Source organism: Vibrio sp. 1402 (assembly GCF_033340275.1).
This window is the reverse complement of record NZ_JAWOWE010000022.1, coordinates 12079-38458: the sequence shown is the minus strand read 5'-3', so window position 1 is coordinate 38458 and position 26380 is coordinate 12079. Positions and strand designations below refer to the sequence as shown.

Here is a 26380-nt window from a genome sequence, read left to right as displayed (position 1 = left end):
TGTTTCCGAAGAAACTATTTGGATTATCATCAACGAGTGCCCACACAGATTGATAGGTCTATATTGTTAAAGAGCTTGCTTTACGAGAAGTTTTTTTCTCAAAGCGGAGGTGCATTCTAGCGATTTAATTGACAGTGTCAAACACTTTTTCAATTTATTTTTCGTAGAAGCTTTCACCTCTCCGACCCTGCTGAAGCCTTATCGCGTCTGCCGTGTCGGTGGATGCGCATTATAGGGAACTCAGATCCGTTCGCAACCCTTTTTTGAAAAAAAATGGAAAAAAATGACTGTTCGATGACTATTTCATCAAAAAAGCAAAAAAGAGGGTAAAAAACCCTCTTTTTCTGCCTTAAAAGCCGTATTTAAATGAATGCGTACGCGTCTGCGAACATACGTTCGCTCTTCGCTTTCTTGTTCTGAGTGAACTGTTCACGTGCTGCGCCAGCCATTTCAAAACGACCTGCAATATAGATATCGTAGTTTTCTAAGCTTTCGAAATCTTCAGCTACAGCTTGTAGCACGTTACCAACTTTACCTTGCCAGTCTGCAGGAGCTTCTTCTACTACTGGCACAAAGTGAACATTGGCAAACTTGTCGGCAATCTCGACCAGTTCGTCTTTAGCATAAAGCTGGCAGTTATCGCGCGCCCCCCAATATAAATAGATAGGATTGGTTTTATTCTGCGCTACGCAATGATCCAGAATCGAACGTACGTAACTAAAACCTGTACCACCAGCGATCAATAACAGCGGGCGTTCACTATCTTCTTGAACCCAAGCATCGCCATGTGGCGCATCAATTTCAATCTGACCATCAGTTTCAAGCGCCGCTTGCATTGCTTCGACAACTTCTTGTGCATAAGCGTTGTGTTCCGCCGCACCGATGTGCAGTTCAAGTTCACCTTCATGACGACAAGGACTGCTTGCGATAGAGAAAGGACGTTTGTCTTTTTCACCCATCACCACCATTAGGTACTGACCCGCTTTAAAAGGCACTGGTGATTCTGGATGAAGAAGGATTTGGTAAGTATTACAAGCTAACGGCTGAATAGACTTTACTTTACATTGGATGGTCATGGTGTTCCTCTCGCTTACTCGTCAAAAGTAAGCACTAAATTACTTTCTGTATAGGCTTGGCAAGGGAGTATCCAACCTTGCTGTTGCTCTTTTTCGGTTAGCATAGGTTCGAGGTGATAGCTCACCTCGCCCGTTAGCTTTTTACACATGCACATGGCGCAAGCGCCAACTTGGCAACGGTGTGGGAAGCGAATATTGTTGTTGAGCGCAGCTTCTAACACCGTCTCCCCTTCTTTTACTTGGAATGTAACGTCCATTGGTAGAAGGTGGACTTGATGACTCATAGAATACCTAACTGGTCCCAAATCTCATCGACTTTAGCCACAAGTTTAGGATCTTTTTTGATAGGCGTACCCCACTCGCGCGTGACTTCAGATTCGAACTTGTTGGTCGCATCCAGTCCTAATTTGGATGAACTCTCAGTCTTACCAAGCACTTGAATCGTGTCTCTATCTGGGTCCATTCGAGTTGTCACCGCCCAAATGATGTCATTCCAATCTCGTGCATTAACGTCATCGTCGCACAAAATGATGAATTTGTTATCCGTGTACTGAGCAAAGAAGCCCCATAGATGTTCCATCAATTCTTGGGATTGACCAGCTTGGTCTTTCTTCATAGTCACGACAGCAAATTGGTTGTTTGCTGTAACTGGAAGATAGACGTCAACAATCTCAGGGCGTTGCTGTTTCAACTCATTTAGTTCTGCTTCGGTAATCGCTTTGCTGTCTCGCTCAGTGACCTCGGTTCGCGTCGCCAGCTCGGCATCCCATTTAATGGTCGCATCCAAGCCCATTTTGGAGCCAAGCCCAACCACTGGTGAAGCAAAGTCGAGCGAGTCGATTGGCGTGTTATCTATCATCAAGGTATCACGTACAGGATCCATATGCTCTGACATGGCTTTCACGACATCATTCCAATCTCGTGCGTTTACCGATTCATCGCACACAATAACAAACTTGGTATACATGAATTGACGTAAGAAAGACCACACGCCCATCATTACGCGCTTGGCATGTCCTGGGTACTGCTTCTTCATGGTGACGACGGCCATTCGGTACGAACAACCTTCTGGCGGTAGATAGAAGTCTTCAATCTCTGGGAATTGCTTTTGCAGAATAGGTACAAACACTTCGTTTAATGCCACACCCAATACAGCTGGTTCATCTGGCGGACGACCTGTGTAGGTGCTGTGATAAATAGGGTCTTTACGCATAGTAATGTGCGTAATAGTAAATACGTGGTGCTTTTCTTTTTCGTTATAGTAGCCAGTGTGGTCACCGTAAGGACCTTCATCAGCAAACTCGTTCGGGTCGATATAGCCTTCCATCACGATTTCCGCGCTCGCTGGCACTTCCAAATCGTTGCTGACTGACTTCACGACTTCCGTTTTGCTTCCACGTAGCAAACCTGCAAATGCGTATTCCGATAGCGTATCTGGCACTGGTGTTACTGCGCCAAGAATGGTTGCTGGGTCTGCACCAAACGCGACCGAAACTGGGAAAGGTTTACCTGGGTTGGTTTCCATCCAATCGCGCAGATCAAGCGCACCACCACGATGGGCTAACCAACGCATGATGATTTTGTTCTTGGCAATTTTCTGCTGACGGTAAATGCCTAGGTTCTGACGTTTCTTATTTGGACCTTTGGTTACGGTTAAGCCCCAAGTAAGCAGCGGCGCTACATCTTCTGCCCAGCAGCTCATTACCGGAATTTTATCCAAGTCGACTTCATCACCTTGCCAAACAATGTCTTGGCATGGTGCTTTACGTAAACGCTTAGCCGGCATGTTCAATACTTGTTTGAACACAGGCAGTTTTTCTAAAGCGTCTTTGAAGCCTTTTGGTGGCTCAGGTTCTTTTAAATAAGCCAGCAGCTTACCGACTTCTCTTAATTCTTTAACGTCTTCACGTCCCATGCCGATTGCGACACGCTCTGGTGTACCAAACAGGTTCGTCAAAACAGGTACGTCGTAGCCGATTGGGTTCTCAAACAACAGCGCAGGTCCACCAGCACGCAAGGTGCGGTCGCTGATTTCTGTCATTTCATAAGCGGGATCGACAGGGTGAGTGATGCGTTTAAGTCGACCTTTCTGTTCTAGGTGGTCGATAAATTCGCGTAAATCCTTAAAACTCATAGGCCTTCATGCTGGCTGATTAAACTGTCCGCAGTATAACAAATAGGAGGACGCTAAGATCCTCCTATTTTGTGTGGGTATGTGAGCCAGATTACTTTAATACTTGTTCAATCTGCCGAGTCTTTATCTGATGGTTCGAAGATACTAACTCTTCCAACCAGGTTTGATGCCCTTGTTGAGCAAGCTCTCGAGCAACCATGGTTGCTTCTTCTGATAACGCCATTTTTCTAACTAGAAACTGCTTTACTTGCGGAGATAGAGGGTTAGATTTTGTAAGTAGACTAATAGCTTCTGGCTTGAGTGATGGGTTAACTGTGGCATTCATCAATTGCTGAATGGAAAAAACGTCTCCAACCGCAGCTAAACGCTCAAGTTCGGACTGGCTGTTGTAATCAGCTTTCATCCGCCAGAGTAAGTTGTACACTTCCTCATCCTGACTAACTTGTGCCAACCTGACTATCACGGCCGTCGATGGTAACCAACTGGTCACATTTGCTTTGGTTAACTGGGCCGTTAATGCAGCAAGCGCATTGGGTGATAAGCTGTCTAACTCTCGAATCAAAAGCGCTTCACGCGCTTGAGCTTGTTGAGATGGCCCTGTAAGCCATTGCTTTAAGTTAAGCTCTCTTCGTTCAGCTTGTAAGACAAAGTCCAAGGTACTTTGGTCTTGTTTCCAACGCTTAATCAAGCGACTCGCAATAACGGGAAAGTTAAAAGCGGGTACACTAAATTCATACCCATCACCTCGCTCTAACACTTGATAAGTCGGGGTCATACGGATCTGGGACTCAACAAACAGAGCCATTCGAGGCGTGAGAATCACATCTTGCTTTTCAAGCTTTTCCAATAATTGAAAGCGCACCACCTCTTGTTGAGGCAAAGCAAGTCTATCAAGGGCAAATTTAAGCGAGTCGACTTCATCTCTGACAGCGTAATCAAGCAGTTCAGAGACTTTAGTATGTATTTGAGTATCCTGAAGCCACTGTTCTACTACAGACTCATGCATTTCCTTGGCAGATAATGTCGCAGGTAGAGTGATAAGTGACAAGCTCAGGAGTAATGACGACAACATTCCTTGTTGCATGTTAACCTCCCGATAACATTTCCTTCATTCTGATACTTCTATCGGGAGAAAGCAATAAAAAAGCCACCGATATACGGTGGCTTTTCGCAGAATGACTATTTGAGACTATTGACGACGCATCGCATCGAAGAACTCATCGTTGGTCTTCGTCATCGCTAGCTTGTCGATTAGGAATTCCATTGCGTCGATTTCGCCCATTGGGTGAACGATCTTACGCAGAATCCACATCTTCTGTAGTTCGTCAGTCTTCGTCAGTAGCTCTTCACGACGTGTACCTGAGCGGTTAAAGTCAATCGCAGGGAATACACGCTTCTCAGCAATCTTACGGTTCAAGTGCAGTTCCATGTTACCTGTACCCTTGAACTCTTCGTAGATAACTTCATCCATTTTAGAACCAGTATCTACTAGTGCCGTTGCGATGATAGTTAGGCTGCCGCCTTCTTCTACGTTACGTGCAGCACCGAAGAAACGCTTAGGACGATGTAATGCGTTTGCATCCACACCACCTGTTAGTACTTTACCTGATGAAGGCACTACGGTGTTGTAAGCACGAGCTAGGCGAGTGATAGAGTCAAGCAAGATAACCACGTCTTTCTTATGTTCAACAAGACGTTTTGCCTTCTCGATCACCATTTCCGCTACTTGTACGTGACGAGATGCTGGCTCATCGAAAGTCGACGCAACCACTTCACCTTTAACTAGGCGTTGCATCTCGGTTACTTCTTCTGGACGTTCGTCGATAAGAAGAACCATCAACTCACACTCTGGGTGGTTGTACGCGATGCTTTGCGCGATGTTTTGCAGAAGCATTGTTTTACCCGCTTTAGGCGGAGCAACAATCAGACCACGTTGACCTTTACCGATTGGCGATGCCAAGTCTAAAACACGTGCTGTAATGTCTTCTGTTGAACCGTTACCACGCTCCATAACCATGCGCTCATTCGCATGTAGAGGGGTAAGGTTTTCAAATAGGATCTTGTTACGGGCGTTGTCTGGTTTATCGTCGTTAACGGTATTGACTTTTAGAAGGGCAAAGTAACGTTCACCGTCTTTTGGTGGACGAATTTTGCCAGCGATAGAGTCACCAGTACGTAGGTTAAAGCGACGAATCTGACTTGGTGATACGTAGATATCGTCCGGACCCGCAAGGTATGAACTATCTGCACTGCGTAGGAAACCAAAGCCGTCTTGCAGAATTTCCAGAACCCCATCGCCAAAGATGTCTTCGCCGCCTTTCGCGTGCGCTTTTAAAATCGCGAAGATGATGTCTTGTTTTCTTAAGCGAGCTAGGTTCTCTAATCCTAAGCTTTCGCCCAGTTTTACAAGGTCAGACACAGGTCTGTTCTTCAGTTCGGTAAGGTTCATGGTGGTGGATTCTTGTTTAGTCAAAATAAGATCTGTTTTCTAGTTAAGATGGATTTGGTCTCAGGATCGACCAAGAAGAGAAATTTGTTCAATTAACGCGCGATAAGTTAGCACTAATTAGTATTCTAGTCCAGAGTTAGAAAAACAAAACCGTGCATTGTAACTTTGCACGGTTTTATCTGTAATCACTTGGTGATTATAAGTTTGCGTCTAGGAACTCTTTTAGTTGAGTTTTAGACAGAGCACCTACTTTCGTTGCCGCTACGTTACCATCTTTAAATAGTAATAGCGTTGGAATGCCGCGAATACCAAACTTAGGTGGTGTACCTGCGTTATGGTCGATGTTTAGTTTACCGATAGTGAGTTTGCCTTCGTACTCGTCTGCGATTTCGTCCAAAATAGGAGCGATCATTTTACAAGGACCACACCATTCTGCCCAAAAATCCACTAGAACCGGGCCTGCAGCGTTGATTACATCGTTTTCAAAACCGTCATCAGTTAGCTGCAAAATCTTATCACTCATCTTCCACTCCAATGTGTTTTTCGAAACTGGTTGGATGATAACCAGTAATTAGATGCCCTATTGGAATGTATTTACTTTCGTATTGCAAGCTTTAGCTGATATTCTATAGCCATGAAAAAGACGCATATCACAGAGCAAAAGTTCGCCGATTTGGGCTTAAAGCCCCAAGTTATTGAAGGATTGGACAAAAAAGGGTTCGAATTTTGTACCCCTATCCAAGCCTTGGCGTTGCCGGTCCTGCTCACCGGCCAAGACATCGCAGGCCAGGCCCAAACGGGTACTGGTAAAACGCTCGCGTTTCTTACTGCTACGTTCAACCACCTTCTGACGACTCCGGAACATGAAGGTCGTAAGCCTACACAGCCACGCGCAATTATTATGGCGCCTACACGTGAGCTCGCTATTCAGATTTACAATGATGCAGAATCATTAACTGAAAGCACAGGTCTAAAAACCGCTCTAGCTTACGGTGGTGAAAGCTACGACAAGCAACTTGCGAAACTGCAAGACGGCGTAGATATTCTGATCGGAACAACAGGCCGTATCATCGATTTCTACAAACAGCGCGTATTTAACCTCAACAACATTCAAGCTGTTGTTCTGGACGAAGCCGACCGCATGTTCGATCTTGGCTTTATTAAAGACATTCGCTTCTTGTTCCGTCGTATGCCTGAGCCAAAAGAGCGTTTGAACATGCTGTTCTCAGCAACGCTGTCTTACCGCGTTCAAGAACTGGCATTCGAACACATGAATACTCCTGAGCATGTCGTTGTCGAACCAGAACAAAAAACTGGCCACCGTATCCAGGAAGAGCTTTTCTATCCTTCGAATGAAGACAAAATGGCGCTGCTTCAAACACTAATTGAAGAAGAGTGGCCAGATCGCGCTATCATTTTTGCCAATACCAAGCATAAGTGTGAATCGGTTTGGGGTCATTTGGCTGCCGATGGACACCGTGTAGGCCTTCTTACTGGCGATGTACCGCAGAAGAAGCGTGAGAAGATTCTTGAGCAATTCACCAAAGGTGATGTCGACATCCTAGTTGCAACTGACGTTGCAGCGCGTGGTTTGCATATTCCTCAGGTAACGCACGTTTTCAACTACGACCTTCCTGACGACTGTGAAGATTATGTTCACCGTATTGGCCGTACTGGTCGCGCTGGTGCGAGCGGTCATTCGATCAGTTTTGCTTGTGAAGAGTACGCGGTTAACCTACCAGCAATCGAAGAATACATTGAGCATACAATCCCAGTTTCAGAGTACGATTCGTCGGCACTGATTCAAGATCTACCGGCTCCGATTCGTATGCGTGCACCACGCAACCAACAGCGCCGCACGAATACTGGCGGTACCCGCTCTGGTTCTGGTAACCGTAAGCCGCAGGGACGTCGTCCACGCCAACCGCGTCAATCGGCACCAAAACAATCGTAATAGGAAACTGAGTTCGTTTTATGAGTCAAGCAGGATCATCACCGCTATATGCCGCCATCGACCTCGGGTCGAACAGTTTTCACATGCTCGTTGTGCGTCACATCGATGGCAGCGTTCAAACAATGGCTAAAATTAAGCGCAAAGTTCGTCTAGCAGCGGGCTTAGATGAACATAATTCTCTTAGTATGGAAGCTATGCAGCGAGGATGGGACTGCTTAAGTCTATTTGCGGAACGCTTGCAGGACATTCCTAAACAAAACATTCGCATCGTCGGTACTGCAACATTACGTACCGCGACCAATGTAGATGTGTTTTTAGAAAAGGCTAACCAAATTCTAGGCCAGCCTATCGAAGTGATTACTGGTGAAGAAGAAGCAGCCACTATCTATAAAGGTGTCGCTCACACCTCTGGCGGTAGTGGTCGTCGCCTTGTAGTCGATATCGGTGGAGCAAGTACCGAACTGATTATCGGTGAAGGTTTCGAAGCCAAAGCACTGACCAGCTTAAAAATGGGCTGCGTGACTTGGCTTGAAAACTTCTTTAAAGATCGTCAATTGAATGCTCGTAACTTTGACGCGGCAATTGAAGGGGCGAAACAGACCATCCAGCCGATTTTAGAACGTTATACAGAAATTGGTTGGGATGTGTGTGTTGGTGCATCAGGCACTGTTCAGGCATTGCAAGAGATAATGCTGGCGCAAGGCATGGACGAAGTAATCACTCACTCCAAACTCAAACGTCTACAGAAGCAAGCCATGTTGGCCGACCATTTAGAAGAACTCGATATTGAAGGCTTAACACTTGAGCGTGCATTAGTGTTCCCTAGTGGCCTCTCTATTTTGATTGCCGTTTTTGAATTGCTTGAAATCGATGCTATGACACTCGCTGGCGGCGCACTACGCGAAGGCTTAGTGTATGAGATGGTTGAAGAGCTTCGTCAAGAAGACATTCGTGCCCGCACTATCGCTAGCGTACAAAATCGCTATCAGCTCGATCACCAATACGGCGAACAAGTCGCTACTCTGGCACACACGCTTTTACAGCAAGCTGGAGGCGATGAGTGGATTACAGAGCCTCAGGGCAAGATATTACTCGAGACCGCCGCAAAACTGCATGAAATTGGCTTAACTATCGATTTCAAAAAAGGCGGAGAGCATAGTGCTTACTTGCTACAGAATTTGGATCTGCCTGGTTACACGCGCGCGCAGAAGTTCTTTATTGGTGAAGTGGCTCGTCGCTATCGCGAACAGCTCACTTCTTTACCTGAGCAGCATGCATTATCAGGCTCAAGTGCCAAACGAGTATTAAGACTGTTGCGTCTTGCGGTTCTACTCAGCCATCGTCGCAATCCTGATCTAGAGCCAAATGTGACTCTAACGGTTGAAGGCGACAATCTAACGTTACACATTGATGCGCAATGGCTAGAGAAAAACCCACTGACTGCGGCTGAGCTGGAAATTGAATCCAACCGTCAGACAGACATCGGCTGGCCATTAAATATCGTAGCAAAATAAGCGAATATCACTGCCTTACAATACTAAAGCCCAGGCGTTCGCTTGGGCTTTTCTGCTTCTACTTCCCCTACAAAACGTGCTGCCCAGCAAAAATCTCAGCTTCTCCGCTCTACATCGAAAAACAGCCATGCTTTATTGATAAACACAATTTAGCCAACCAAGATGCACCATCATGAAAACCGTTTTAATGACTGGCTTAACTGGTACCCTCGCCCCAAAAGTCGCTCATCAGTTTCACCTACGCGGCTGGAACATATTGGAGTGGAATCACCACCAAATCTCACCAGATGATCCAGAGCAAAGTGAACAATTTTGGCAACAACACCACATCAATGCGGTGTGCCATATGGCGATGGGAAGTGAAGAGTGGGCAGCGTGGCTTGGTGAGCAATGCAAACGCCACAATATTCCTTACCTCTTTGTCAGCACAGCAATGGTATTTGATGCCACAAAAAACGGGCCTTATGGCATCTTTGAAGAAAGAAACACCCAAGATGATTACGGCAAATACAAAGTTCGTTGTGAAGATGCAATCTGGCAAGCAAATCCAGATGCGATGGTTGCTCGAATTGGTTGGCAGCTCCATCACCAAGCAGAAGGCAATAACATGTTGGCGCATCTCGACCGCCAATATGAAGAGAACGGCGTTATTACCGCTAGCACGGCTTGGTATCCTGCGACTTCTCATATGGACGATACTGCACTCGCCTTTTTGCAGCTTATTGAGCGGAACGAAGCCGGTTTATATCACCTTGATAGCAACTTAAAAGATAAGTGGAATTTCTACGAACTCGTTTGTGCACTCAAACAGCATTACAACAAACCATGGCAAGTGCTGCCAAGCAATGACTATCACCATGACCAACGTCTAACCGATGAACGAATTGCCTTGCCGCCATTGAGTGAACGTTTCAACAAGCCAGAGCAAATCCAGCAAGCCGGCATCATAGGAATCAACTGGGGACGCACGCACATTCCCCACTATCGAAACAATGGTGTATCGGTCACAACGTTATGCGCCAACCAAATAGAACCGCTTCAGCAAGCGTGCAGTGAAGAAGCAATCCCAAAGGCAGAAACGAACATCAGCGCACTCAAACTACTTGATGTCGTGACCATCGCGACACCTGCGCATACTCATGCAGAGATCATAAAGACGTTAGGTTCAACCAAGCTTATCTGTGAAAAGCCATTGGTGGGATTGAATTCTGACATAACTCACTGGCAGCAACCGAACGCCAACCTATTGGTTAATTACGCCTTTGCTCAGCTTAATACCGCCAAGACGATAGAGAAGTGGCTCACTTCGCAAACCCAACCTTGTGTGGTCAATCTAGTCACCCAAGTTAACCTACCGGGCACCTTCACGCTCAAAGAGTGGTTTCTTGAAACTGCCAGTCACCCTATATCTTGGTTGCTGCACTGCTTTGGAGACTATTATCAATCGACACTGGTTGAGGAAAACGGCCAACTGATCGTTGATCTGCAATGTGGCGACCACCAGCTAAGGTTTGTATTTGAACTAACAGGTGAACCGGGCATCGAGCACAATCTAACGATTCAATCCAACCAGACATTAACCAGCAAAGGCTACTACCGTGTCGGAGAAAAATGGCGTTTCGAGCCCATTCTCGTTAATGGCAACGCGATAAATGATGGAGAGTACAGCGAGTCTGATTGCTGGCAGGACGCCAATCAACGCAGTGTCGGTTTGATGTTGGCGATGTTCAATCAAAGCATCAGCTGGGATAACGGCCTGCAACTTGGCGCCTTCGATGCGCAAAAAGCCATTTTGATTGAGAAGATGCTCTGTTAGCCATTTCACCAGCGAGCTTCCTCTACGTTCCGTATCTTCGATTAAAAGGTCTCACTCGGGACCTTTTTATTGCTCATTTTTACCTTCGTACAGCTTAGGGAGCTTTTGGACACCCATGATCTAATTACTCCCTACGCTGTACAAAACGCTCTAAACCCAAGTAAACAGGCACAAAAAAGCCGCTTGATTTGAGCAAGCGGCTTTCGGGGTTCCCACTGATATTAAGACTGAACGCTTGTCGTCACCTTAAAGTCAGGGTTCACCGCAGTCAGCTTCTTGATGAGGTAATTCAGTAATACGCCGTACATCGGAACGAACAAACCAAGACTGATAATCAGTTTGAAGCCGTAATCCACCAGCGCGATTTCCGTCCAATGCTCTGCCATAAATGGATCTGGGCTTTGATAGAACGCAATGGCGAAGAAAGCGATGGTATCAAGTGCATTACCGAAAAGCGTTGAACACGTTGGTGCCACCCACCATTGCTTCATTTGGCGTAGGCGGTTGAACACATGCACATCCATGATCTGACCAAGTAGGTACGCCATGAAGCTAGCAATCGCGATACGAGCAACGAATAAGTTAAATTCCCCTAAGTGACCAAAACCTTGGAATTGACCTTCGAAGAACACCACCGATAAGAAGTAAGACACTGCCAAAGCAGGCAACATCACTAAGAAGATAATCTTACGCGCCAACTGAGCACCGAAAATACGCACAGTTAAGTCAGTCGCTAGGAATATAAATGGGAAAGTGAATGCGCCCCAAGTGGTATGGAAACCGAAAATAGTAAACGGTAGCTGAACTAGGTAATTGCTAGATGCAATAATGACTAGGTGGAATAGAACCAGATAGATAAGGGCGTTGCGCTGCTGCGCAGGGGTAAAGTTACTCATGCGATACCTTTTTAGTTTGGTTTGGGGGTGAGGGAACCCAAATCGAGTCACTGAATAAAGTGGCTCTTACCAACAATGTAAAATGAAAAATAAACTGGCTTGGCTCATTCTGAGCGAAGCGGTGGGCGATTATACATTAACCACTTTTCGCCGCAAGTCGTCTGTTTTACGCAAACGTTTAAGCATAAAAAAGGGTGTTTCATGTGAAACACCCTTTCAAGAAAAATTCTATTTTTAGAAGCCGCACTGGAACAATCCTGCAAGATAATCCAACTCTTCCCTGCTCTCTTCAATCGCTAACGCTTCAAACCAAATCGCTTCGCTGTAATGCTCTGCTTTCATAAACAGTCGGCAACCTTCAAAGTCGATCAGCCAAGAGTGAATGTCCGCATCCCACTGCTTTTCCACCACAGTAGCAGAAAGCAAGACAACTAAACGCTCACCTAAAGCAGGAAAGCTATCAAGGTCAAAGCTCGGCGCGGTAATGATTAAGCGCCCTTCTTGTGCCATGTAGTCCGCTAAGCCAAATTCCTTTTGCATCTTGGTTCCTTATCCGTGGTGAGTAATGTGTTCTTGAATCAAATCGAGGAATGGATCGGCGTACTTCTCCAGTTTGCGCTGACCAACGCCGCTGACTGCCAACATTTCGCCGTAAGACGTTGGCAAGATCTCCGCCATATCAATCAGAGTCGCATCACTAAAGACCACGTATGGTGGCAAACCATCTTCATCAGCAATCGACTTACGCAGCTTACGTAACTTAGCAAACAGCTTTTTGTCGTAGTTCTTGCTGGTCAGTTTGTCCGACTTCGCCGCACGTGCTGCAGTGTCTAAACGCGGAACCGCTAACTCCAGAGTCACATCGCCACGTAGCAGCGGACGCGCCTCTTCAGTAAGTTGCAGCGTTGAGTTACGCGTGATGTTTTGGAACAGCAGCCCTTTGTGGATTAACTGACGGAAGATACTCACCCAGTAATCGTGGCTGTGATCGCGCCCTATCGCGTAGGTAGAAATCTTATCGTGCCCGTTTTCACGTACACGAATGTTTTGCATGCCACGTAGCACTTCTACCACGTAGCCCATACCAAAGCTCTGATTAACACGATACACACAAGACAACGCCTTACGCGCTTCTTCCGTGGCATCAAAGTGTTTCGGTGGATCTAAGCAAATATCGCAGTTGCCACATGGCTTCTCACGATACTCACCAAAGTAATTCAATAGCACCTGACGGCGACAAGTCTGCGCCTCAGCAAAGGCACTCATCGCATTCAGTTTGTGGGTTTCCACCTGCTTCTGTGGACCGTCGTCTTTCTCATCCAACATACGACGCAGCCAACTGATGTCCGCTGGGTCATACAACATCATGGCTTCCGCAGGCAAACCATCACGCCCTGCACGACCCGTTTCCTGATAGTAAGATTCGATATTGCGCGGGATATCAAAGTGAACCACAAAGCGCACGTTTGGTTTGTTGATGCCCATACCGAATGCTACGGTCGCTACCACGATTTGGATGTCATCGCGTTGGAAAGCTTCTTGAACGTAAGCGCGCTCATCGGCATCCATACCTGCGTGATAACCAGCAGCACGAATGTGGTTGTTGCACAGCTTCTCGGTCACCATCTCAACTTTCTTACGGCTACCACAATAGATGATGCCGCAATTACCCTTTTGGGTTTCAAGATAACGAACAATTTGCGAAACCGGCTTGTGCTTCTCAACTAAGTTGTAGCGGATGTTAGGGCGGTCGAAGCTGCCTAGGTAAACCTCTGGATTATTGAGTTGCAGACGCTCAAGAATATCTCGGCGCGTTGCGTCATCCGCCGTCGCCGTCAGCGCCATAAATGGCACATGGGAAAACTGCTGCTTAAGCTGACCAAGCGCGGCGTATTCTGGACGGAAGTCGTGTCCCCACTGGGAAATACAGTGCGCTTCATCGACAGCAATCATCGATAGCGGCAAGTTTTCCAAACGCTCAATGAAGTCACGCATCAATACGCGCTCTGGCGAGACGTACACCAACTTAAGATGACCTGTGTGCATACGGTTATACACGCTGAGCAGCTCTTCACGAGGCATGGTCGAGTTAATGCACTCAGCCGCTACACCGTTGGCTTTAAGCTGGTCCACTTGGTCCTTCATCAGCGAGATAAGTGGAGAGATCACCAAAGTAATGCCAGAGCGAACCAAAGCAGGAATTTGATAACACAGCGACTTACCGCCACCAGTAGGCAGGATAACTAAGCTGTCGCGACCTTCTACCGCGGCGTCAATCACCAACTGCTGACCATCACGGAACTCTTGGTAACCAAACACATCCTCCAACACACGTTGAGGCGTTACAGGCGAGTCTGATTGTTCGGCTAACAAGGTAGAGGTCATGAAAAATCTCAGATTGGGTCTTAAAAAAGAGGTGCTTATGCATACCACTGGCACACAAAGTGAGGGCACATTGTAATGGGGTTTCATGGTGAATAAAACCGCAAATTGTTAGGTGTTTCGCATCACGACTCGTATACTGATTTTCTGCTCTATAAAACACACAATTAGGTGACACTTCATGACACCAGAAGACGAACAACAACGCGCGCGGCAAGGCATCTTGCTAGCGATTGGCGCGTATACCATGTGGGGCATTGCGCCGATGTACTTTAAGTCCATCGCACAAGTATCTCCTTTGGAAATTCTAAGCCACCGAGTGATATGGTCTTTCTTTTTGCTTGCTGCACTCCTCCATTTTGGCCGTCACTGGCGCTCGGCTTACCACATCGCGAAAGACAAAACGAAAATCGCTTACCTGATCGCAAGTTCCATGTTAATTGGCGGCAATTGGTTGATTTTCATTTGGGCGGTAAACTCGAATCATATGCTCGACGCCAGCTTAGGTTATTACATTAACCCACTGATCAACGTCTTACTCGGGATGGTATTTTTGGGAGAGAGACTGCGTAAATTACAGTGGTTCGCGGTTGTATTGGCAGGTTGTGGCGTACTCGTTCAACTGATTGTATTTGGCTCCGTACCTGTTGTTGCGATGGCGTTAGCAATGAGCTTCGGCTTTTATGGCTTATTAAGAAAGAAAGTCAGTGTCGATGCAAAAACTGGCTTGTTTATCGAGACATTACTTCTACTGCCAGTGGCCGCTGTTTATTTGCTTTTTATTGCCGATACACCAACCTCAAATATGCTTACGAATCCGCTTACGTTAAATAGTTTGTTGATCGCGGCTGGGGTTATAACAACCCTGCCACTGCTGTGCTTTACGGGTGCAGCAACAAGACTCAAATTATCGACTTTGGGCTTTTTCCAATATATAGGCCCAAGCTTAATGTTTTTACTTGCAGTATTGATGTATGGCGAACCCTTTACCATGGATAAAGCGATCACTTTCGTCTTTATTTGGGGAGCACTAGTCGTGTTTAGCTTTGATGGATTACGTAATAACCGTCGCTCACGCCGAATCGTTCAGCCACAGTGATCGTTTTTTACAAGACAAGTTAGAAATTGCCAGATAAGCTTGGTCATAATGTGACCAAGCTTTTTTATTTAATGGAACATATTCAGTACTACGCAACCGACCATGACAACTTGAGTCTAATAGAGGCGAAATACCAGAAATTTGCTTTTCAAAGGCATTACCATCTGGATTTTCATCTCGGCCTGATCACGCATGGTGCGCAGAAGTTCCAATACCAAGGTAACAGCCACCAAGTTGGTCACGGGCAAATTGTGATTATGCCGCCGGATGAGCTGCACGACGGGCAATCTAAGCTCGAGAGTGGCTACGAAGTAAATGTGTTTGCGATCGAACCTCATCTATTGAGCGATCTGGCTGATCTTAAGCAAAACGGTCAAATAATACACTTCAACGAACTGATCATCTCGGATCCGCAGATATTTTCACAACTTAGTAACTTACACGGGCTGCTTCGTCGTGAAAACCTCAGCCAACTCACCAAAGATTGCCTTCCTTTTGAAGGATTTAACCAACTTTTTGATCGCTACGGATCGCTTGAGCGACAAAAAGTGGTGCCGCTAGGAAACCAATCGCTTGGGACGTTAAAAGATTATCTAATGGCTAACCTTGACCAAGCGGTGCGTTTGGATTCACTTTCAGAGCTGTGCCAACTGAGCCCAACTCAGTTCCAGCGCCACTTTAAAGCGCAAACTGGCATGACGCCTTATGCATGGTTCGCACGCCTGCGCCTTGAACAAGGCATGAAGTTACTGCAAGCTGGTCAATGTGGTACCGACGTCGCTCATCAAATCGGTTTCTATGATCAAGCGCATTTCAGCAAAGCGTTTAAACAGACCTACGGCGTTTCCCCTTCTCAAGTGGCTCGTTAATTTCATTTACCGAGAAAGCTGTCAGTTTTTTACAAGCGCCCCAGGTGACTTACCACGACAATAGCCGCATTGGTTAAATTTGAGATGTGTTATGAATGAATCCACCATATTGCTGACACTCGCCAGCATTCACTTTATTGCCCTAATGAGTCCAGGTCCGGACTTTGCGCTGGTCGTACAAAATGCGACGCGTCATGGTCGTCAAACTGGCTTGTACATTGCGTTGGGATTGTCCGTCGGTATTTTGCTGCACTCTTTGTTCAGCCTGACAGGTGTGAGTTTTGTCGTCCACCAGCACCCAGTGCTGTATTCCGTGGTACAACTGCTCGGTGGTAGTTACCTGCTCTACTTAGGAATTGGCGCATTGCGTGCCGTGATCTCGATGATCCAAAACCCACTGACGGATCAACCTAAGAAGCAAAATAACCTAGTGATCAGCAATAAGCGTCAAGCGTTTGCTAAAGGGTTTGCGACCAACATTCTTAACCCAAAAGCCCTGGTGTTCTTTGTCAGTTTGATGTCAAGTTTAGTCCCAGCAGGTATGTCGATTACTGGCAAAGGTATTGCACTGGTCATCCTGTTTGGCTTGTCGCTATTCTGGTTCTCTAGCCTTGCATGGATGCTGTCGACACAGCGCTTACAGCGTAAATTGCAACAAGCGGGTATCTACATCGACGGTCTATGCGGCGTGGTATTTACTCTAGTGGGCGGCAGTATTCTATACCAAACTATCAATACTTTTATCGGATAAAGTACTGATTTAAAAGCGTAGCACAATCGACATTTCTAAGATTGCTGACTCGACGTGACTCTCCATAACTGCCAAGCTCAAAGCACAAAACTGGCAACATGGAGAGTCATCATGCATTGGACGTTCAACCGACTCGTGACCACGGGTCTTTTTCTTACTTCCCCACTAATCTTATCTACCTCAGTCTTTGCTAACCAAGCAGCAGATGCGGTTGCGCCGGAGCACAGCACTGGCTTCGAGCAAAAACAATTGATCAAAGCGAAAGATTATATGGTTACCGCTGCTAACCCAATTGCAACCCAAGCTGGTGCGGATGTTATTGCCCAAGGTGGTAATGCTATTGATGCTATGGTTGCCGTGCAGCTGATGCTGGGCTTGGTAGAACCGCAATCATCAGGTATTGGTGGTGGCGCCTTCTTAGTTTATTGGGACAGTGAGAAACAAAAACTAACTACGTATGATGGACGCGAAACCGCACCGCTCGCCGCAACGCCGAAACTCTTCCTAGATGACAAAGGACAACCACTGCAATTTTACGATGCGGTTGTCGGTGGGCGTTCCGTTGCCACTCCTGGTACAGTGAAACTGCTGTGGGACACGCACCAGAAATACGGCAAGTTGGAATGGAAGAAGATAATCCAACCCGTGATTACCTTGGCTGAGCAAGGTTTCGAAGTCAGTCCTCGCCTCGCGAGTCTGATTGAAAAAGATGCCAAGCGCCTATCTCGCTTCCCTGCGACTAAGGCTTACTTCTTCAATCCAGATGGCTCACCAAAAGCCGAAGGCACGTTGTTGAAGAACCCTGAATACGCGCAAACTCTGACGGCAATTGCAGAGCAAGGGGCAAAAGCTTTCTATCAAGGCGATATCGCCACAGACATCATCAAGACAGTACAGAATGCACCGGGCAATCCTGGCGTATTGGCACAACCTGACTTTGATGCGTTCCAAATCAAGCAACGTGAGCCGGTTTGTGCGGCTTATCAAAGCTATGATATCTGCGGCATGGGACCACCTAGCTCTGGCGCATTGACGGTTGGACAGATTCTCGCGATCACCGAGCAATACGATCTTAAAGGTTGGGGAGCCGAAAGCGCGAAATCATGGCAAGTGATCGCCGATGCATCGCGCCTTGCGTTCGCGGATCGTGGTAAATACATGGCTGACCAAGATTATGTGCCAATGCCAACCGAAGGCTTGCTTGATAAAGATTATCTCAAACAACGTGCTGAGCTCATTCAAGTCGGTAAAGCCTTGAGTAAGGCTGAAGCCGGTAATCCTCCTTGGTCGCACGCCATGAACTTAAGCATGGACCAATCGATCGAGCTGCCTTCCACCAGCCATTTCAATATCGTCGATAAGCAAGGCAATGTGGTTTCAATGACAACAACCATCGAGAACGCCTTTGGCTCACGCTTGATGGTACGCGGCTTCTTGCTCAATAACGAACTGACCGATTTCTCTTTCCGCACGCATCAAGATGGTGTGCCAATCGCGAACCGCTTAGAACCGGGAAAACGCCCACGTTCATCCATGGCACCAACCATTATGATGAAGGATGACAAACCTTACATGGCAATTGGCTCACCGGGTGGCAGCCGCATTATTGGTTACGTCGCACAAGCCATTATCGCCCACACGCAATGGGATATGGACATCCAAAGCGCGATTAATCAGCCACGATTGCTGAACCGTTTTGGCACCTTAGATATTGAGCAAGGTACCGCCGCAGAGGGCTTAAAGCCTGCTCTGGAGAAGATGGGCTTTAAAACCGATGTTCGGGATTTGAACTCTGGTCTGCATGCGATACGAATAACAAAAGACGGTCTTGAAGGCGCTGCGGATCCAAGACGTGAAGGTGCCGCTATCGGGCAGTAAGAGTCTTTCGCTCGACCCCTTGTGCGAGATCTCTCACAAAGGGTTGAGCAAACCTCTCTTTTTTAATGGTAAAACCGTACAGCAAAGAGCATAAGCCATTGAATTTGATACTCATGTATCTTTTTTGAACGCTAAGAGAGTTAAAAAATGTGAGATTAGCCCGTTGTTGGAAATCGTTAAACACGTAATATTAAACCTGTCGGAAGGATGCTGACACGGAACAGGAAACACCACGGACTTGGTGAACTTCAGGAAGAAGAAACGGTTATTCAGGATGAATAGTCGGGCATGGATTGCAAAATTGGACATTGAACGGAATCAATAGTGACTAGGATGGTTGCTACTAAGGACGGGAAATGGACACCTCTGGACGAGGCAAGGATTTGAACATCAGGATGATGTCAGGGACACCGCTCAGGGAACAAGTGATGAGAGCTAACGAGGATAGTTAGCAGACCAGGATAAGGTCATTAAGGACACCGCTAGGAAGGCGACGTAAGGATTAAGCTGACGGATTCAGCACACTATCATGGATTAGATGCATGGAGCACTCTTAGTAGCCGGATTGCTGCGAGTAAGACTATAACCCCGATGGGCGCAAGCCCTCGGGGTTTTTCTTTGCCTAAAGTTTTTCTTAGCAGCTCTTCTGAAAGCAGACATTCACCCACAACGCCCACCTTTCACTTCAAACGGTATAGTTAAATCGCGCTTTCGAAATCCATTTTTTTACTGCTTTATCGACGCCAAAACCGCACAAACAAAAAGAGCCGCCGAAGCAGCTCTTAAGTTGATGATACCAATCACAGTAAATAAGTGATCAGAAATAGCGTAGGGAAAATGCTTGAGAACAAGGCGCAATTTTTCGATAAGTAGTTATTCTACAATCAAAAATTGCAACGCAGTTATCGAGTATTTTAACAAGCTAGAATGACCAGTTATTTACTACGATTGGTATGAGTTTTGGTGAAGCCTTACAGTTTCTCTAGTCGTGCGTAAGCAGTTACCAACCATTTGATGCCTTCACCATTAAAGGCAATCTGTACACGGCTCTGTGGACCACTGCCTTCGAAGTTGATGATGGTGCCTTCACCAAACTTTGGATGCATCACACGAGAACCTAGCGTAAAGCCGGTTTCATTAAAGCTCTCTTTCACAACAGTTTGGCTAAATCGACCACTGCTTGAAGGACGGCTAACTTGCGCCTTCATTCGTACTTCATCCAAGCATGTTTCTGGCAGTTCACGGATAAAGCGAGACGGTTTATGGTACTTATCCTGACCATACAAACGGCGCATTTCAGCATAAGTGATGTACAGTTTCTGCATCGCACGGGTCATGCCTACGTAGCACAGACGACGTTCTTCTTCTAAGCGCCCTGCTTCTTCTGCCGACATTTGGCTTGGGAACATGCCTTCTTCCACACCGACCATAAACACCAATGGGAACTCTAGACCTTTCGCACTGTGTAATGTCATGAGCTGAACCGCATCTTCAAATTCGTCCGCTTGTCCTTCGCCCGCTTCTAGTGCTGCGTGGGTTAGGAATGCCGTCAGCAGTGACATGTCTTCGGCTTCTTCTGGTTTCTCGAATTGGCGAGTTGCGGTCACCAATTCCTCCAAGTTCTCAATACGTGCCTTAGACTTTTCGCCCTTCTCTTGCTCGTACATCGCGAACAAGCCCGAGTATTTAATTACATGGTCAGTTTGGTGATGCAGCGGCATCTCTAAGGTGTCGTCTTCTAGCGCGGTGACAAGCTCGATAAAACGGCTCAGAGCACCAGCAGCGCGACCAGCAAGCACCTTCTCGTCCAACATTGCCACACTCGCTTCCCACATGGTGCAACCACGGTCACGAGCCGCAAAACGGATGGTTTCAAGCGTCTTATCACCCAAACCACGCGTTGGCGTATTCACCACACGTTCAAACGCCGCATCATCGTTACGGTTGGCAATCAGACGCATGTAGCTCAAGGCATCTTTGATTTCCTGACGTTCGAAGAATCGCATGCCGCCGTAGATACGGTAAGGCAGACCGGCTTGAATTAACGCTTCTTCCAGAACACGCGACTGGGCGTTGTTACGGTAAAGCATCGCAGCGTCATTCAGAGCACCGCCCTTGTCTTGCCACTCTTTGATTTTGTTCACCGCAAAACGGGCTTCATCTAATTCGTTGTAAGCGCTGTAAACCGAGATGGGCTCACCGACCACGCCATCCGTCCACAACTCTTTACCCATACGCTCGGTGTTATTCGCAATCAGGGTGTTAGATGCTTCCAGAATGGTCTTGGTTGAACGGTAGTTTTGCTCAAGACGAATGGTATTTACGCTTGGGAATTCGAGCGTAAACTTCTCAATATTCTCGACTTTTGCACCACGCCAACCATAAATCGACTGGTCGTCATCACCTACGATCATCACGTGACACTCAGGACCCGCCATCATACGTAGCCAAGCATATTGAATGTTGTTGGTATCTTGGAACTCGTCCACCAAGATATGCTTAAAGCGTGCTTGGTAGTGTTCACGGACGAACTTGTTATCACGCAGTAGCTCATGTGCGCGCAGCAAGATTTCCGCAAAATCGACTAAACCAGCACGATCACACGCTTCTTGGTAAGCGGTGTACAACTGCAGATATGTCTTGGTTACTGGATCATGGTACGCATCAATGTGCGACGGACGCAGACCTTCGTCTTTCTTACCGTTAATCCACCATGCCACTTGGCGTGCAGGCCATTGCTTCTCATCGAGGTTTTGCGCTTTGATCAAACGCTTTAGCAGACGCTGCTGGTCGTCACTGTCAATGATTTGGAAATCTTCCGGTAGCTTCGCATCAAGATAGTGTGCTCGCAGAATACGGTGACAAATGCCGTGGAAAGTACCATTCCACATACCGCCTGCACTGCCCATCATTAGCTCTTCGATACGTCCACGCATCTCTGCCGCCGCCTTATTGGTAAAGGTTACCGACATGATTGAAAACGGAGAAGCTTGCTCGACCGACATCAGCCAAGCGATACGGTGAACAAGAACGCGTGTCTTACCACTTCCTGCGCCAGCAAGAACGAGCAAGTTTTCTAGAGGTGCTGCAACGGCTTCACGTTGTTTATCGTTCAAACCGTCGAGTAATAGAGATGGATCCATCATGATGAGAGCTACTGGTTATTTATACATAAAAACCGATTATAACCTAAACAACCGGGTGCTGTTTAGACAAAACTTGATAAAAAAATCGATGTTTTTTTGTCCAATACATCAATTAGTTATATCTATTTGACCCTACAAACCCATTTACTTCAGAAATTTTTCTGAAAGTTTTTTAGCCAGTTTCCTATCTTTTAAGTTAAGCAAGTTGATAACAAAAACGCCAAAACAGGCGATTCATCTTGCCAACTTAAAGTAAAGGAAATCATTCAGAGGAATTTATTATGAAAAAGTCGAATCTAGCTGTTACTGCTGCTGTTACTGGTCTTCTAGCTCTTGGTGGCACAATGCTAACTGCAGCTCCAGCTGTCGCTGCTGAAAAAGAAAAGTGCTATGGCGTTTCTAAAGCAGGTAAAAACGACTGTGCAACAAAAAGCAGCTCATGCGCTGGTACTTCTAAAGAAGATAACCAAAAAGACGCATTCGTAGTCGTACCAAAAGGTCTTTGTGACAAACTCGCTGGCGGTAGCACTTCTTCTTCATAATCTTTTATCGCTAGCTATTGTGAGGATGCGTTGACGCTCAACCAACGCAAAGCCAAGACGCATCCTTCTCTTCCCGCACGATTTGAAAAGGAGTTTCACGTGAAACACCACACCTTCCACGACCTTGTTGGAGTTGGATTAAGAACCCCTCACCTCGATTACTTTAGCCAAAATCAACCCGAGTTGTCTTGGTTAGAAATCCACAGTGAAAACTATTTCCAACCCAATGCAACAGAGCGCCATCAGCTACAAACGCTTCGCGAGCAATATCAAATTAGCTGCCACGGTATTGGTTTGTCGCTAGGCTCGGTGGAACGTGTTAGTCAAAAGCATCTTGCGCAACTTAAAGCACTGATTGGCTCAATCGACCCAATCCTTGTTTCTGACCATTTAAGTTGGAGTGAAAACGGCGGTCACTACTTTAATGACCTGCTTCCACTTCCGTATACGGAAGAAGCGCTCAACGTGTTCACTCGTAACGTGAATGAAGTGCAGAATTATTTGCAACGCGAGATCTTGATAGAGAACCCATCTAGTTATGTGAAGTTTCAACATTCGACCATCAGCGAATGGGAGTTTCTTACCGAAGTGCAAAAGCGCACTGACTGTCGTTTATTGCTCGATTTAAACAATGTTTATGTTTCGGCGTTCAACCACGGTTTTGATTGCGACACATACCTAGATGCGATTCCAGCCGACAAAGTGGATGAGATTCACTTGGCAGGTTTTATCATCAAACAACTCGACAAAGGTGAGATATGGATTGATACCCATAGCCGCCCGGTTAGCGATGAAGTTTGGCAGTTGTTTTCACAGTGGACAAAAAAACACGGTCCACGTCATACGTTGATTGAATGGGATTTGGATATCCCCGCGCCAGAAGTCTTATTAGGAGAAGCACAGAAAGCATCGCAACTACTGTTGCAAGGCACACTTCCAAGTGAACAAAGCGAGCCAAGGAAGGCATCATGAATCTAGCCACCTTACAAAGCCAGTTTGCTAAAGCCCTGCACTATCAAGCGCTCGGTGAAGACTGCGATATTGCCAGTGATGAGTTTACCGCTGATGAACGCATACAAATTTACCGCAATAACTTTATCGTCAGCTTAAGCGAAGTGTTGTCCGCGACCTACCCGATGGTTGAAGCGCTGCTTGGTGAAGAATGCTTTGAGCAGATAGCTCGCCAGCATGTTCTTTCTTACCCATTAAAAGAAGGAAATGTGGTGCATTATGGCGAAGGCTTTCAAGACACCATCATGCAGTTTAGTCAGGTGATCGCACAAGCACCTTACAGCCCTGAAGTCGCACGCTTCGAGTGGCATATCGACCTAGCTCGTCAAGTACAGTATGAACAATCCAATGCAGCGGAATTAAAACCGCTTGCGTTACTTGGCGAAGTGAGTGAAGAGCAACAACCCGCTTTAGTCTTACACCTTAAAAAGGGCTGCCGCAACTTTGACTCCAACTACGCAGTATTCGATCTATTTAGCGCGATTCAAACTGGGCAATTCGAACAACTTAATATCAACCAATTACAGCAAGGTGTCATCTCGATTCAAGCCAATGGAGAAGCCTTGTGTCACGCACTCGATGCCGATGTGTTCCAACTGCTGCAATGTTTAGAGCAGAAGCAGAGTTTGAGCGAAATACCTGAAGTTTTACTCGCTCATCTCAATCGCATCATGGCACTCGATATTGTTGACGGCTTTACATTGCAATCAATCTAAGGAGCACTCTATGACGGACACGGTTAAAAACTTAGTGAATCGGTACGATGATTTAATCAGTACCTTACAAGCAAGCTTTGTCCCTTTACTACTTCTCTTTTGTCGCTTTTGGGTTGCTTGGGTGTTCTTCAATTCAGGACTAATCAAAATCTCATCTTGGGATAGCACGCTGTACTTATTTGAGCTGGAATACCAAGTGCCAATCTTGCCATGGGAATTGGCGGCTTATTTAGGTACGGCTGCGGAGTTGGTTCTACCGGTGTTCTTGGCACTAGGATTGATTACCCGCCCGATGGCAGCAATGCTGTTTGTGTTCAACATCATCGCAGTGATCTCTTACCCACTGTTGTGGGAGAAAGGTTTTTATGACCACCAACTTTGGGGATTGATGATTCTTATCGTAATCGTATGGGGGCCAGGACCGCTGTCTTTGGACCACATCCTGAAAAAGAAAATGACGAGCTAAAAAAATCCCCGCATCATGCGGGGATTTTTTATTATTTATTCAAGTAAGCCAGTAGCTCTTCTGCTGAGATACCTTGCTGAGCGAGGTCTTTTGCCATCTGCTCGACTTGTTCATCTTTGCGTGACTCAATCACTTGCTGAAATTGGTACACGATATCACGCAAAATTGGCAGAGGTACTTGTTTAGCCGCACTACGAATACGCTCGGAGCTTTGATTACCCAGCTCATTAAGCAACTTGCCAAACATCACCTTTTCTGGTGAATCTTCCATTTGCTCTAGAATACGAGCCATTTCATACGTGGTTAACGACATTACTTTTTGAGTTCCGTTATGGTGTCAGGAAAAGTCTGAGTGACAAATATACACGCCTTACTTACATTGGAAAATACTAAATTACACTGATTTACGCTTTCGCAAAGCTCGAGTGCCAGTTCTTCCCTGCTTTTGTAAACAGAACGACCAACGCAGGTAATAGGACCCACATATGAATTGCGATCAAGGTTTGTGGATCCAGAGATAAGCGTTGCAGTGTACCCACCAACAAACCAGAGCCACTCATTTGGAACAATCCAAGCAGTGCAGCTGCCGTGCCCGCCTTATCACCAAACGGTTCTAACGCTTTCCCTGCCGCTGCACCTAGAATGAATGCAAAACCTACAGAAGACATAAAGATAGGTAACATGAAAGAAAGCGCGGTATTCTGACCATTCATCACTAGCATGATCACACCTGCGAGACCCAGAGTTGAGATCCCGGTGACCAAGGTGTTGTGAGTTCCAACGCGCTCCATAAACTTAGGCGCCAGCATACATGCCGCAATGTTTATCACCGCATTTACACCAAACCAGAAAGTGAATTCATTCATCGACAGCCCCATCCCCGTCATCAATACCGACGGTGCTGAGGTAACGTAAGCAAGAATAACCGCCATCGCCATCAAGCATAATGACGCATGGAAAACAAAAGATGGTGTGCTAAGCACTGCCCAATACCGACTAAGCTTAAACACGGCTTGCTTTTCTGTTGACGGGTTAGTCTCTTTCATCATGAAAAACATCAATGATCCAGACACCACAGCAAAACCAGCCATAAAGCTAAAGTTAGCACGCCAGTCAAATTGCTGAGTTAACCAGCTACCTAGAATTGGAGCTAAAGCCGGAATGAAACAAATCGCACCGTTAAGGTAGCTGATCATTTTGCCGCTTTTTTCCGGGCCAAAGATATCGCGAACTGTTGCAAAGGCTGCTACCGATGTCGCACACGCACCTAAGCCTTGTAGCAGTCGGGAAACCAACATCCACTCAATATTTTGAGCACTCCACGCCAATAAAGCGCTCATCGCGTAAATGGTGATACCGCCCAATGCAACAGTTCGACGTCCGAGTTTATCTGCTAAGGGACCTGCGAATAGCTGACCAACACCCATAGCAAATAAGAACCAAGTGATCGTGTCTTGTGCTAGCGCATTATCGACCTGAAAAGTGGAAGCAATAAGAGGTAAAGCAGGTAGATAAATATCAATCGCTAAAGGACTGAAAAGAACCAAAAGGGTCAATAACGCCATCTGTTTTTTACTATTAGAAAACTGGCTAGACACACAACACTCCGAATTGGATAAAGAACTTTGGGTAAAGCTTAATCATCTGATGATATGAATGGAAATGATGTATAATCATGAGC

General features: G+C 46.4%; 23 protein-coding genes. 11 read left to right on the top strand and 12 right to left on the bottom strand.

From position 1 onward, the window contains the following. Positions 1–362: 362 nt before the first annotated feature. From fre to trxA, 6 genes are all read right to left on the bottom strand, one after another. A complete protein-coding gene (fre, locus tag R7044_RS22815) occupies positions 363–1076 on the bottom strand; it encodes an NAD(P)H-flavin reductase (protein ID WP_033907312.1) in 714 nt (237 codons plus the stop codon). A gap of 14 nt (positions 1077–1090) precedes the next feature. Further along, positions 1091–1360, bottom strand: a complete 270-nt coding sequence (locus tag R7044_RS22810) for a 2Fe-2S iron-sulfur cluster-binding protein (protein ID WP_225455823.1) — start codon at positions 1358–1360, stop codon at positions 1091–1093. Beyond that, on the bottom strand, positions 1357–3210 hold the full coding sequence (ubiD, locus tag R7044_RS22805) for a 4-hydroxy-3-polyprenylbenzoate decarboxylase (RefSeq protein ID WP_033907314.1): 1854 nt from the start codon (positions 3208–3210) through the stop codon (positions 1357–1359). Before ubiD ends, R7044_RS22810 begins: the two co-directional genes overlap by 4 nt. 91 nt (positions 3211–3301) lie before the next feature. After that, positions 3302–4294 (bottom strand): hypothetical protein, encoded by a 993-nt coding sequence (locus R7044_RS22800; RefSeq protein WP_033907315.1) that lies wholly within the window; start codon positions 4292–4294, stop codon positions 3302–3304. 105 nt (positions 4295–4399) lie between these two features. After that, positions 4400–5659: a transcription termination factor Rho gene (gene rho, locus R7044_RS22795; RefSeq protein ID WP_005378757.1), complete on the bottom strand. Its 1260-nt coding sequence runs from the start codon at positions 5657–5659 to the stop codon at positions 4400–4402. A gap of 196 nt (positions 5660–5855) precedes the next feature. Continuing rightward, positions 5856–6182, bottom strand: coding sequence for a thioredoxin TrxA (trxA, locus tag R7044_RS22790; RefSeq protein WP_004745500.1), 327 nt, complete (start codon positions 6180–6182; stop codon positions 5856–5858). 111 nt (positions 6183–6293) lie between these two features. On the opposite strand from trxA, the gene rhlB reads away from it, so the two are divergent. The 3 genes from rhlB to R7044_RS22775 all read left to right on the top strand — a co-directional run bounded on the left by rhlB (position 6294) and on the right by R7044_RS22775 (position 10943). Beyond that, positions 6294–7613, top strand: coding sequence for an ATP-dependent RNA helicase RhlB (rhlB, locus tag R7044_RS22785; RefSeq protein ID WP_005378764.1), 1320 nt, complete (start codon positions 6294–6296; stop codon positions 7611–7613). A gap of 20 nt (positions 7614–7633) precedes the next feature. After that, entirely contained in the window at positions 7634–9127 is a 1494-nt protein-coding gene (gene gppA, locus R7044_RS22780) for a guanosine-5'-triphosphate,3'-diphosphate diphosphatase (RefSeq protein WP_005382885.1), read from the top strand. Between the two features lie 172 nt (positions 9128–9299). Further along, positions 9300–10943: a sugar nucleotide-binding protein gene (locus R7044_RS22775; RefSeq protein ID WP_064354412.1), complete on the top strand. Its 1644-nt coding sequence runs from the start codon at positions 9300–9302 to the stop codon at positions 10941–10943. 221 nt (positions 10944–11164) lie between these two features. On the opposite strand, the gene R7044_RS22770 is transcribed toward R7044_RS22775, so the two are convergent. The 3 genes from R7044_RS22770 to recQ form a co-directional block, all read right to left on the bottom strand. Then, complete coding sequence (locus tag R7044_RS22770) at positions 11165–11839, bottom strand: 7-cyano-7-deazaguanine/7-aminomethyl-7-deazaguanine transporter (RefSeq protein ID WP_005378770.1); 675 nt, start codon at positions 11837–11839, stop codon at positions 11165–11167. Positions 11840–12073: 234 nt separating this feature from the next. Then, positions 12074–12379: a DUF3630 family protein gene (locus R7044_RS22765; RefSeq protein WP_225455822.1), complete on the bottom strand. Its 306-nt coding sequence runs from the start codon at positions 12377–12379 to the stop codon at positions 12074–12076. Between the two features lie 9 nt (positions 12380–12388). Next, complete coding sequence (gene recQ / locus R7044_RS22760; protein ID WP_005451195.1) at positions 12389–14224, bottom strand: ATP-dependent DNA helicase RecQ; 1836 nt, start codon at positions 14222–14224, stop codon at positions 12389–12391. Positions 14225–14402: 178 nt separating this feature from the next. On the opposite strand from recQ, the gene rarD reads away from it, so the two are divergent. The 4 genes from rarD to ggt all read left to right on the top strand — a co-directional run bounded on the left by rarD (position 14403) and on the right by ggt (position 18818). Beyond that, a complete protein-coding gene (rarD, locus tag R7044_RS22755; protein WP_005378774.1) occupies positions 14403–15320 on the top strand; it encodes an EamA family transporter RarD in 918 nt (305 codons plus the stop codon). Positions 15321–15391: 71 nt separating this feature from the next. Next, positions 15392–16189 (top strand): AraC family transcriptional regulator, encoded by a 798-nt coding sequence (locus tag R7044_RS22750; RefSeq protein ID WP_005382915.1) that lies wholly within the window; start codon positions 15392–15394, stop codon positions 16187–16189. Positions 16190–16280: 91 nt separating this feature from the next. After that, positions 16281–16940, top strand: coding sequence for a LysE family translocator (locus tag R7044_RS22745; RefSeq protein ID WP_005378776.1), 660 nt, complete (start codon positions 16281–16283; stop codon positions 16938–16940). Between the two features lie 111 nt (positions 16941–17051). Continuing rightward, positions 17052–18818 carry a gamma-glutamyltransferase gene (gene ggt / locus R7044_RS22740; RefSeq protein ID WP_225455821.1) on the top strand — a complete coding sequence of 589 codons (1767 nt, stop codon included), beginning with the start codon at positions 17052–17054 and terminating at the stop codon, positions 18816–18818. A 971-nt stretch (positions 18819–19789) separates the two neighbouring features. Here the strand turns inward: ggt and uvrD are convergent. After that, on the bottom strand, positions 19790–21964 hold the full coding sequence (uvrD, locus tag R7044_RS22735) for a DNA helicase II (protein WP_005378778.1): 2175 nt from the start codon (positions 21962–21964) through the stop codon (positions 19790–19792). A gap of 281 nt (positions 21965–22245) precedes the next feature. Between uvrD and R7044_RS22730 the strand changes: the two genes are divergently transcribed. The 4 genes from R7044_RS22730 to R7044_RS22715 all read left to right on the top strand — a co-directional run bounded on the left by R7044_RS22730 (position 22246) and on the right by R7044_RS22715 (position 24699). Then, positions 22246–22506 carry a DUF2282 domain-containing protein gene (locus R7044_RS22730; protein ID WP_005378779.1) on the top strand — a complete coding sequence of 87 codons (261 nt, stop codon included), beginning with the start codon at positions 22246–22248 and terminating at the stop codon, positions 22504–22506. 99 nt (positions 22507–22605) lie between these two features. Next, the gene (locus R7044_RS22725) at positions 22606–23478 is read left to right on the top strand and encodes a DUF692 domain-containing protein (protein ID WP_213969099.1); all 873 of its coding nucleotides are present in this window, start codon (positions 22606–22608) and stop codon (positions 23476–23478) included. After that, positions 23475–24233 carry a DNA-binding domain-containing protein gene (locus R7044_RS22720; RefSeq protein WP_213916249.1) on the top strand — a complete coding sequence of 253 codons (759 nt, stop codon included), beginning with the start codon at positions 23475–23477 and terminating at the stop codon, positions 24231–24233. Before R7044_RS22725 ends, R7044_RS22720 begins: the two co-directional genes overlap by 4 nt. 10 nt (positions 24234–24243) lie before the next feature. Further along, on the top strand, positions 24244–24699 hold the full coding sequence (locus tag R7044_RS22715; RefSeq protein ID WP_205391055.1) for a DoxX family protein: 456 nt from the start codon (positions 24244–24246) through the stop codon (positions 24697–24699). A 31-nt stretch (positions 24700–24730) separates the two neighbouring features. Here the strand turns inward: R7044_RS22715 and R7044_RS22710 are convergent, their stop codons facing one another. Beyond that, positions 24731–25012 carry a hypothetical protein gene (locus R7044_RS22710; RefSeq protein ID WP_005378786.1) on the bottom strand — a complete coding sequence of 94 codons (282 nt, stop codon included), beginning with the start codon at positions 25010–25012 and terminating at the stop codon, positions 24731–24733. 91 nt (positions 25013–25103) lie between these two features. After that, complete coding sequence (locus R7044_RS22705; protein ID WP_005382927.1) at positions 25104–26297, bottom strand: multidrug effflux MFS transporter; 1194 nt, start codon at positions 26295–26297, stop codon at positions 25104–25106. Between the last annotated feature and the right edge of the window lie 83 nt (positions 26298–26380).

Excerpts from the sequence above, each read along its gene's own strand:
- R7044_RS22720 (WP_213916249.1), top strand. The coding sequence starts at position 23,475 with ATGAATCTAGCCACCTTACAAAGCCAGTTTGCTAAAGCCCTGCACTAT.
- R7044_RS22810 (WP_225455823.1), bottom strand. The coding sequence starts at position 1,360 with ATGAGTCATCAAGTCCACCTTCTACCAATGGACGTTACATTCCAAGTA.
- rho (WP_005378757.1), bottom strand. The coding sequence starts at position 5,659 with ATGAACCTTACCGAACTGAAGAACAGACCTGTGTCTGACCTTGTAAAA.
- R7044_RS22745 (WP_005378776.1), top strand. The coding sequence starts at position 16,281 with ATGAATGAATCCACCATATTGCTGACACTCGCCAGCATTCACTTTATT.
- ggt (WP_225455821.1), top strand. The coding sequence starts at position 17,052 with ATGCATTGGACGTTCAACCGACTCGTGACCACGGGTCTTTTTCTTACT.
- recQ (WP_005451195.1), bottom strand. The coding sequence starts at position 14,224 with ATGACCTCTACCTTGTTAGCCGAACAATCAGACTCGCCTGTAACGCCT.
- trxA (WP_004745500.1), bottom strand. The coding sequence starts at position 6,182 with ATGAGTGATAAGATTTTGCAGCTAACTGATGACGGTTTTGAAAACGAT.
- R7044_RS22800 (WP_033907315.1), bottom strand. The coding sequence starts at position 4,294 with ATGCAACAAGGAATGTTGTCGTCATTACTCCTGAGCTTGTCACTTATC.
- R7044_RS22775 (WP_064354412.1), top strand. The coding sequence starts at position 9,300 with ATGAAAACCGTTTTAATGACTGGCTTAACTGGTACCCTCGCCCCAAAA.
- gppA (WP_005382885.1), top strand. The coding sequence starts at position 7,634 with ATGAGTCAAGCAGGATCATCACCGCTATATGCCGCCATCGACCTCGGG.
- rhlB (WP_005378764.1), top strand. The coding sequence starts at position 6,294 with ATGAAAAAGACGCATATCACAGAGCAAAAGTTCGCCGATTTGGGCTTA.
- R7044_RS22750 (WP_005382915.1), top strand. The coding sequence starts at position 15,392 with ATGGAACATATTCAGTACTACGCAACCGACCATGACAACTTGAGTCTA.
- R7044_RS22710 (WP_005378786.1), bottom strand. The coding sequence starts at position 25,012 with ATGTCGTTAACCACGTATGAAATGGCTCGTATTCTAGAGCAAATGGAA.
- R7044_RS22730 (WP_005378779.1), top strand. The coding sequence starts at position 22,246 with ATGAAAAAGTCGAATCTAGCTGTTACTGCTGCTGTTACTGGTCTTCTA.
- fre (WP_033907312.1), bottom strand. The coding sequence starts at position 1,076 with ATGACCATCCAATGTAAAGTAAAGTCTATTCAGCCGTTAGCTTGTAAT.
- uvrD (WP_005378778.1), bottom strand. The coding sequence starts at position 21,964 with ATGATGGATCCATCTCTATTACTCGACGGTTTGAACGATAAACAACGT.
- R7044_RS22765 (WP_225455822.1), bottom strand. The coding sequence starts at position 12,379 with ATGCAAAAGGAATTTGGCTTAGCGGACTACATGGCACAAGAAGGGCGC.
- ubiD (WP_033907314.1), bottom strand. The coding sequence starts at position 3,210 with ATGAGTTTTAAGGATTTACGCGAATTTATCGACCACCTAGAACAGAAA.
- rarD (WP_005378774.1), top strand. The coding sequence starts at position 14,403 with ATGACACCAGAAGACGAACAACAACGCGCGCGGCAAGGCATCTTGCTA.
- R7044_RS22715 (WP_205391055.1), top strand. The coding sequence starts at position 24,244 with ATGACGGACACGGTTAAAAACTTAGTGAATCGGTACGATGATTTAATC.
- R7044_RS22770 (WP_005378770.1), bottom strand. The coding sequence starts at position 11,839 with ATGAGTAACTTTACCCCTGCGCAGCAGCGCAACGCCCTTATCTATCTG.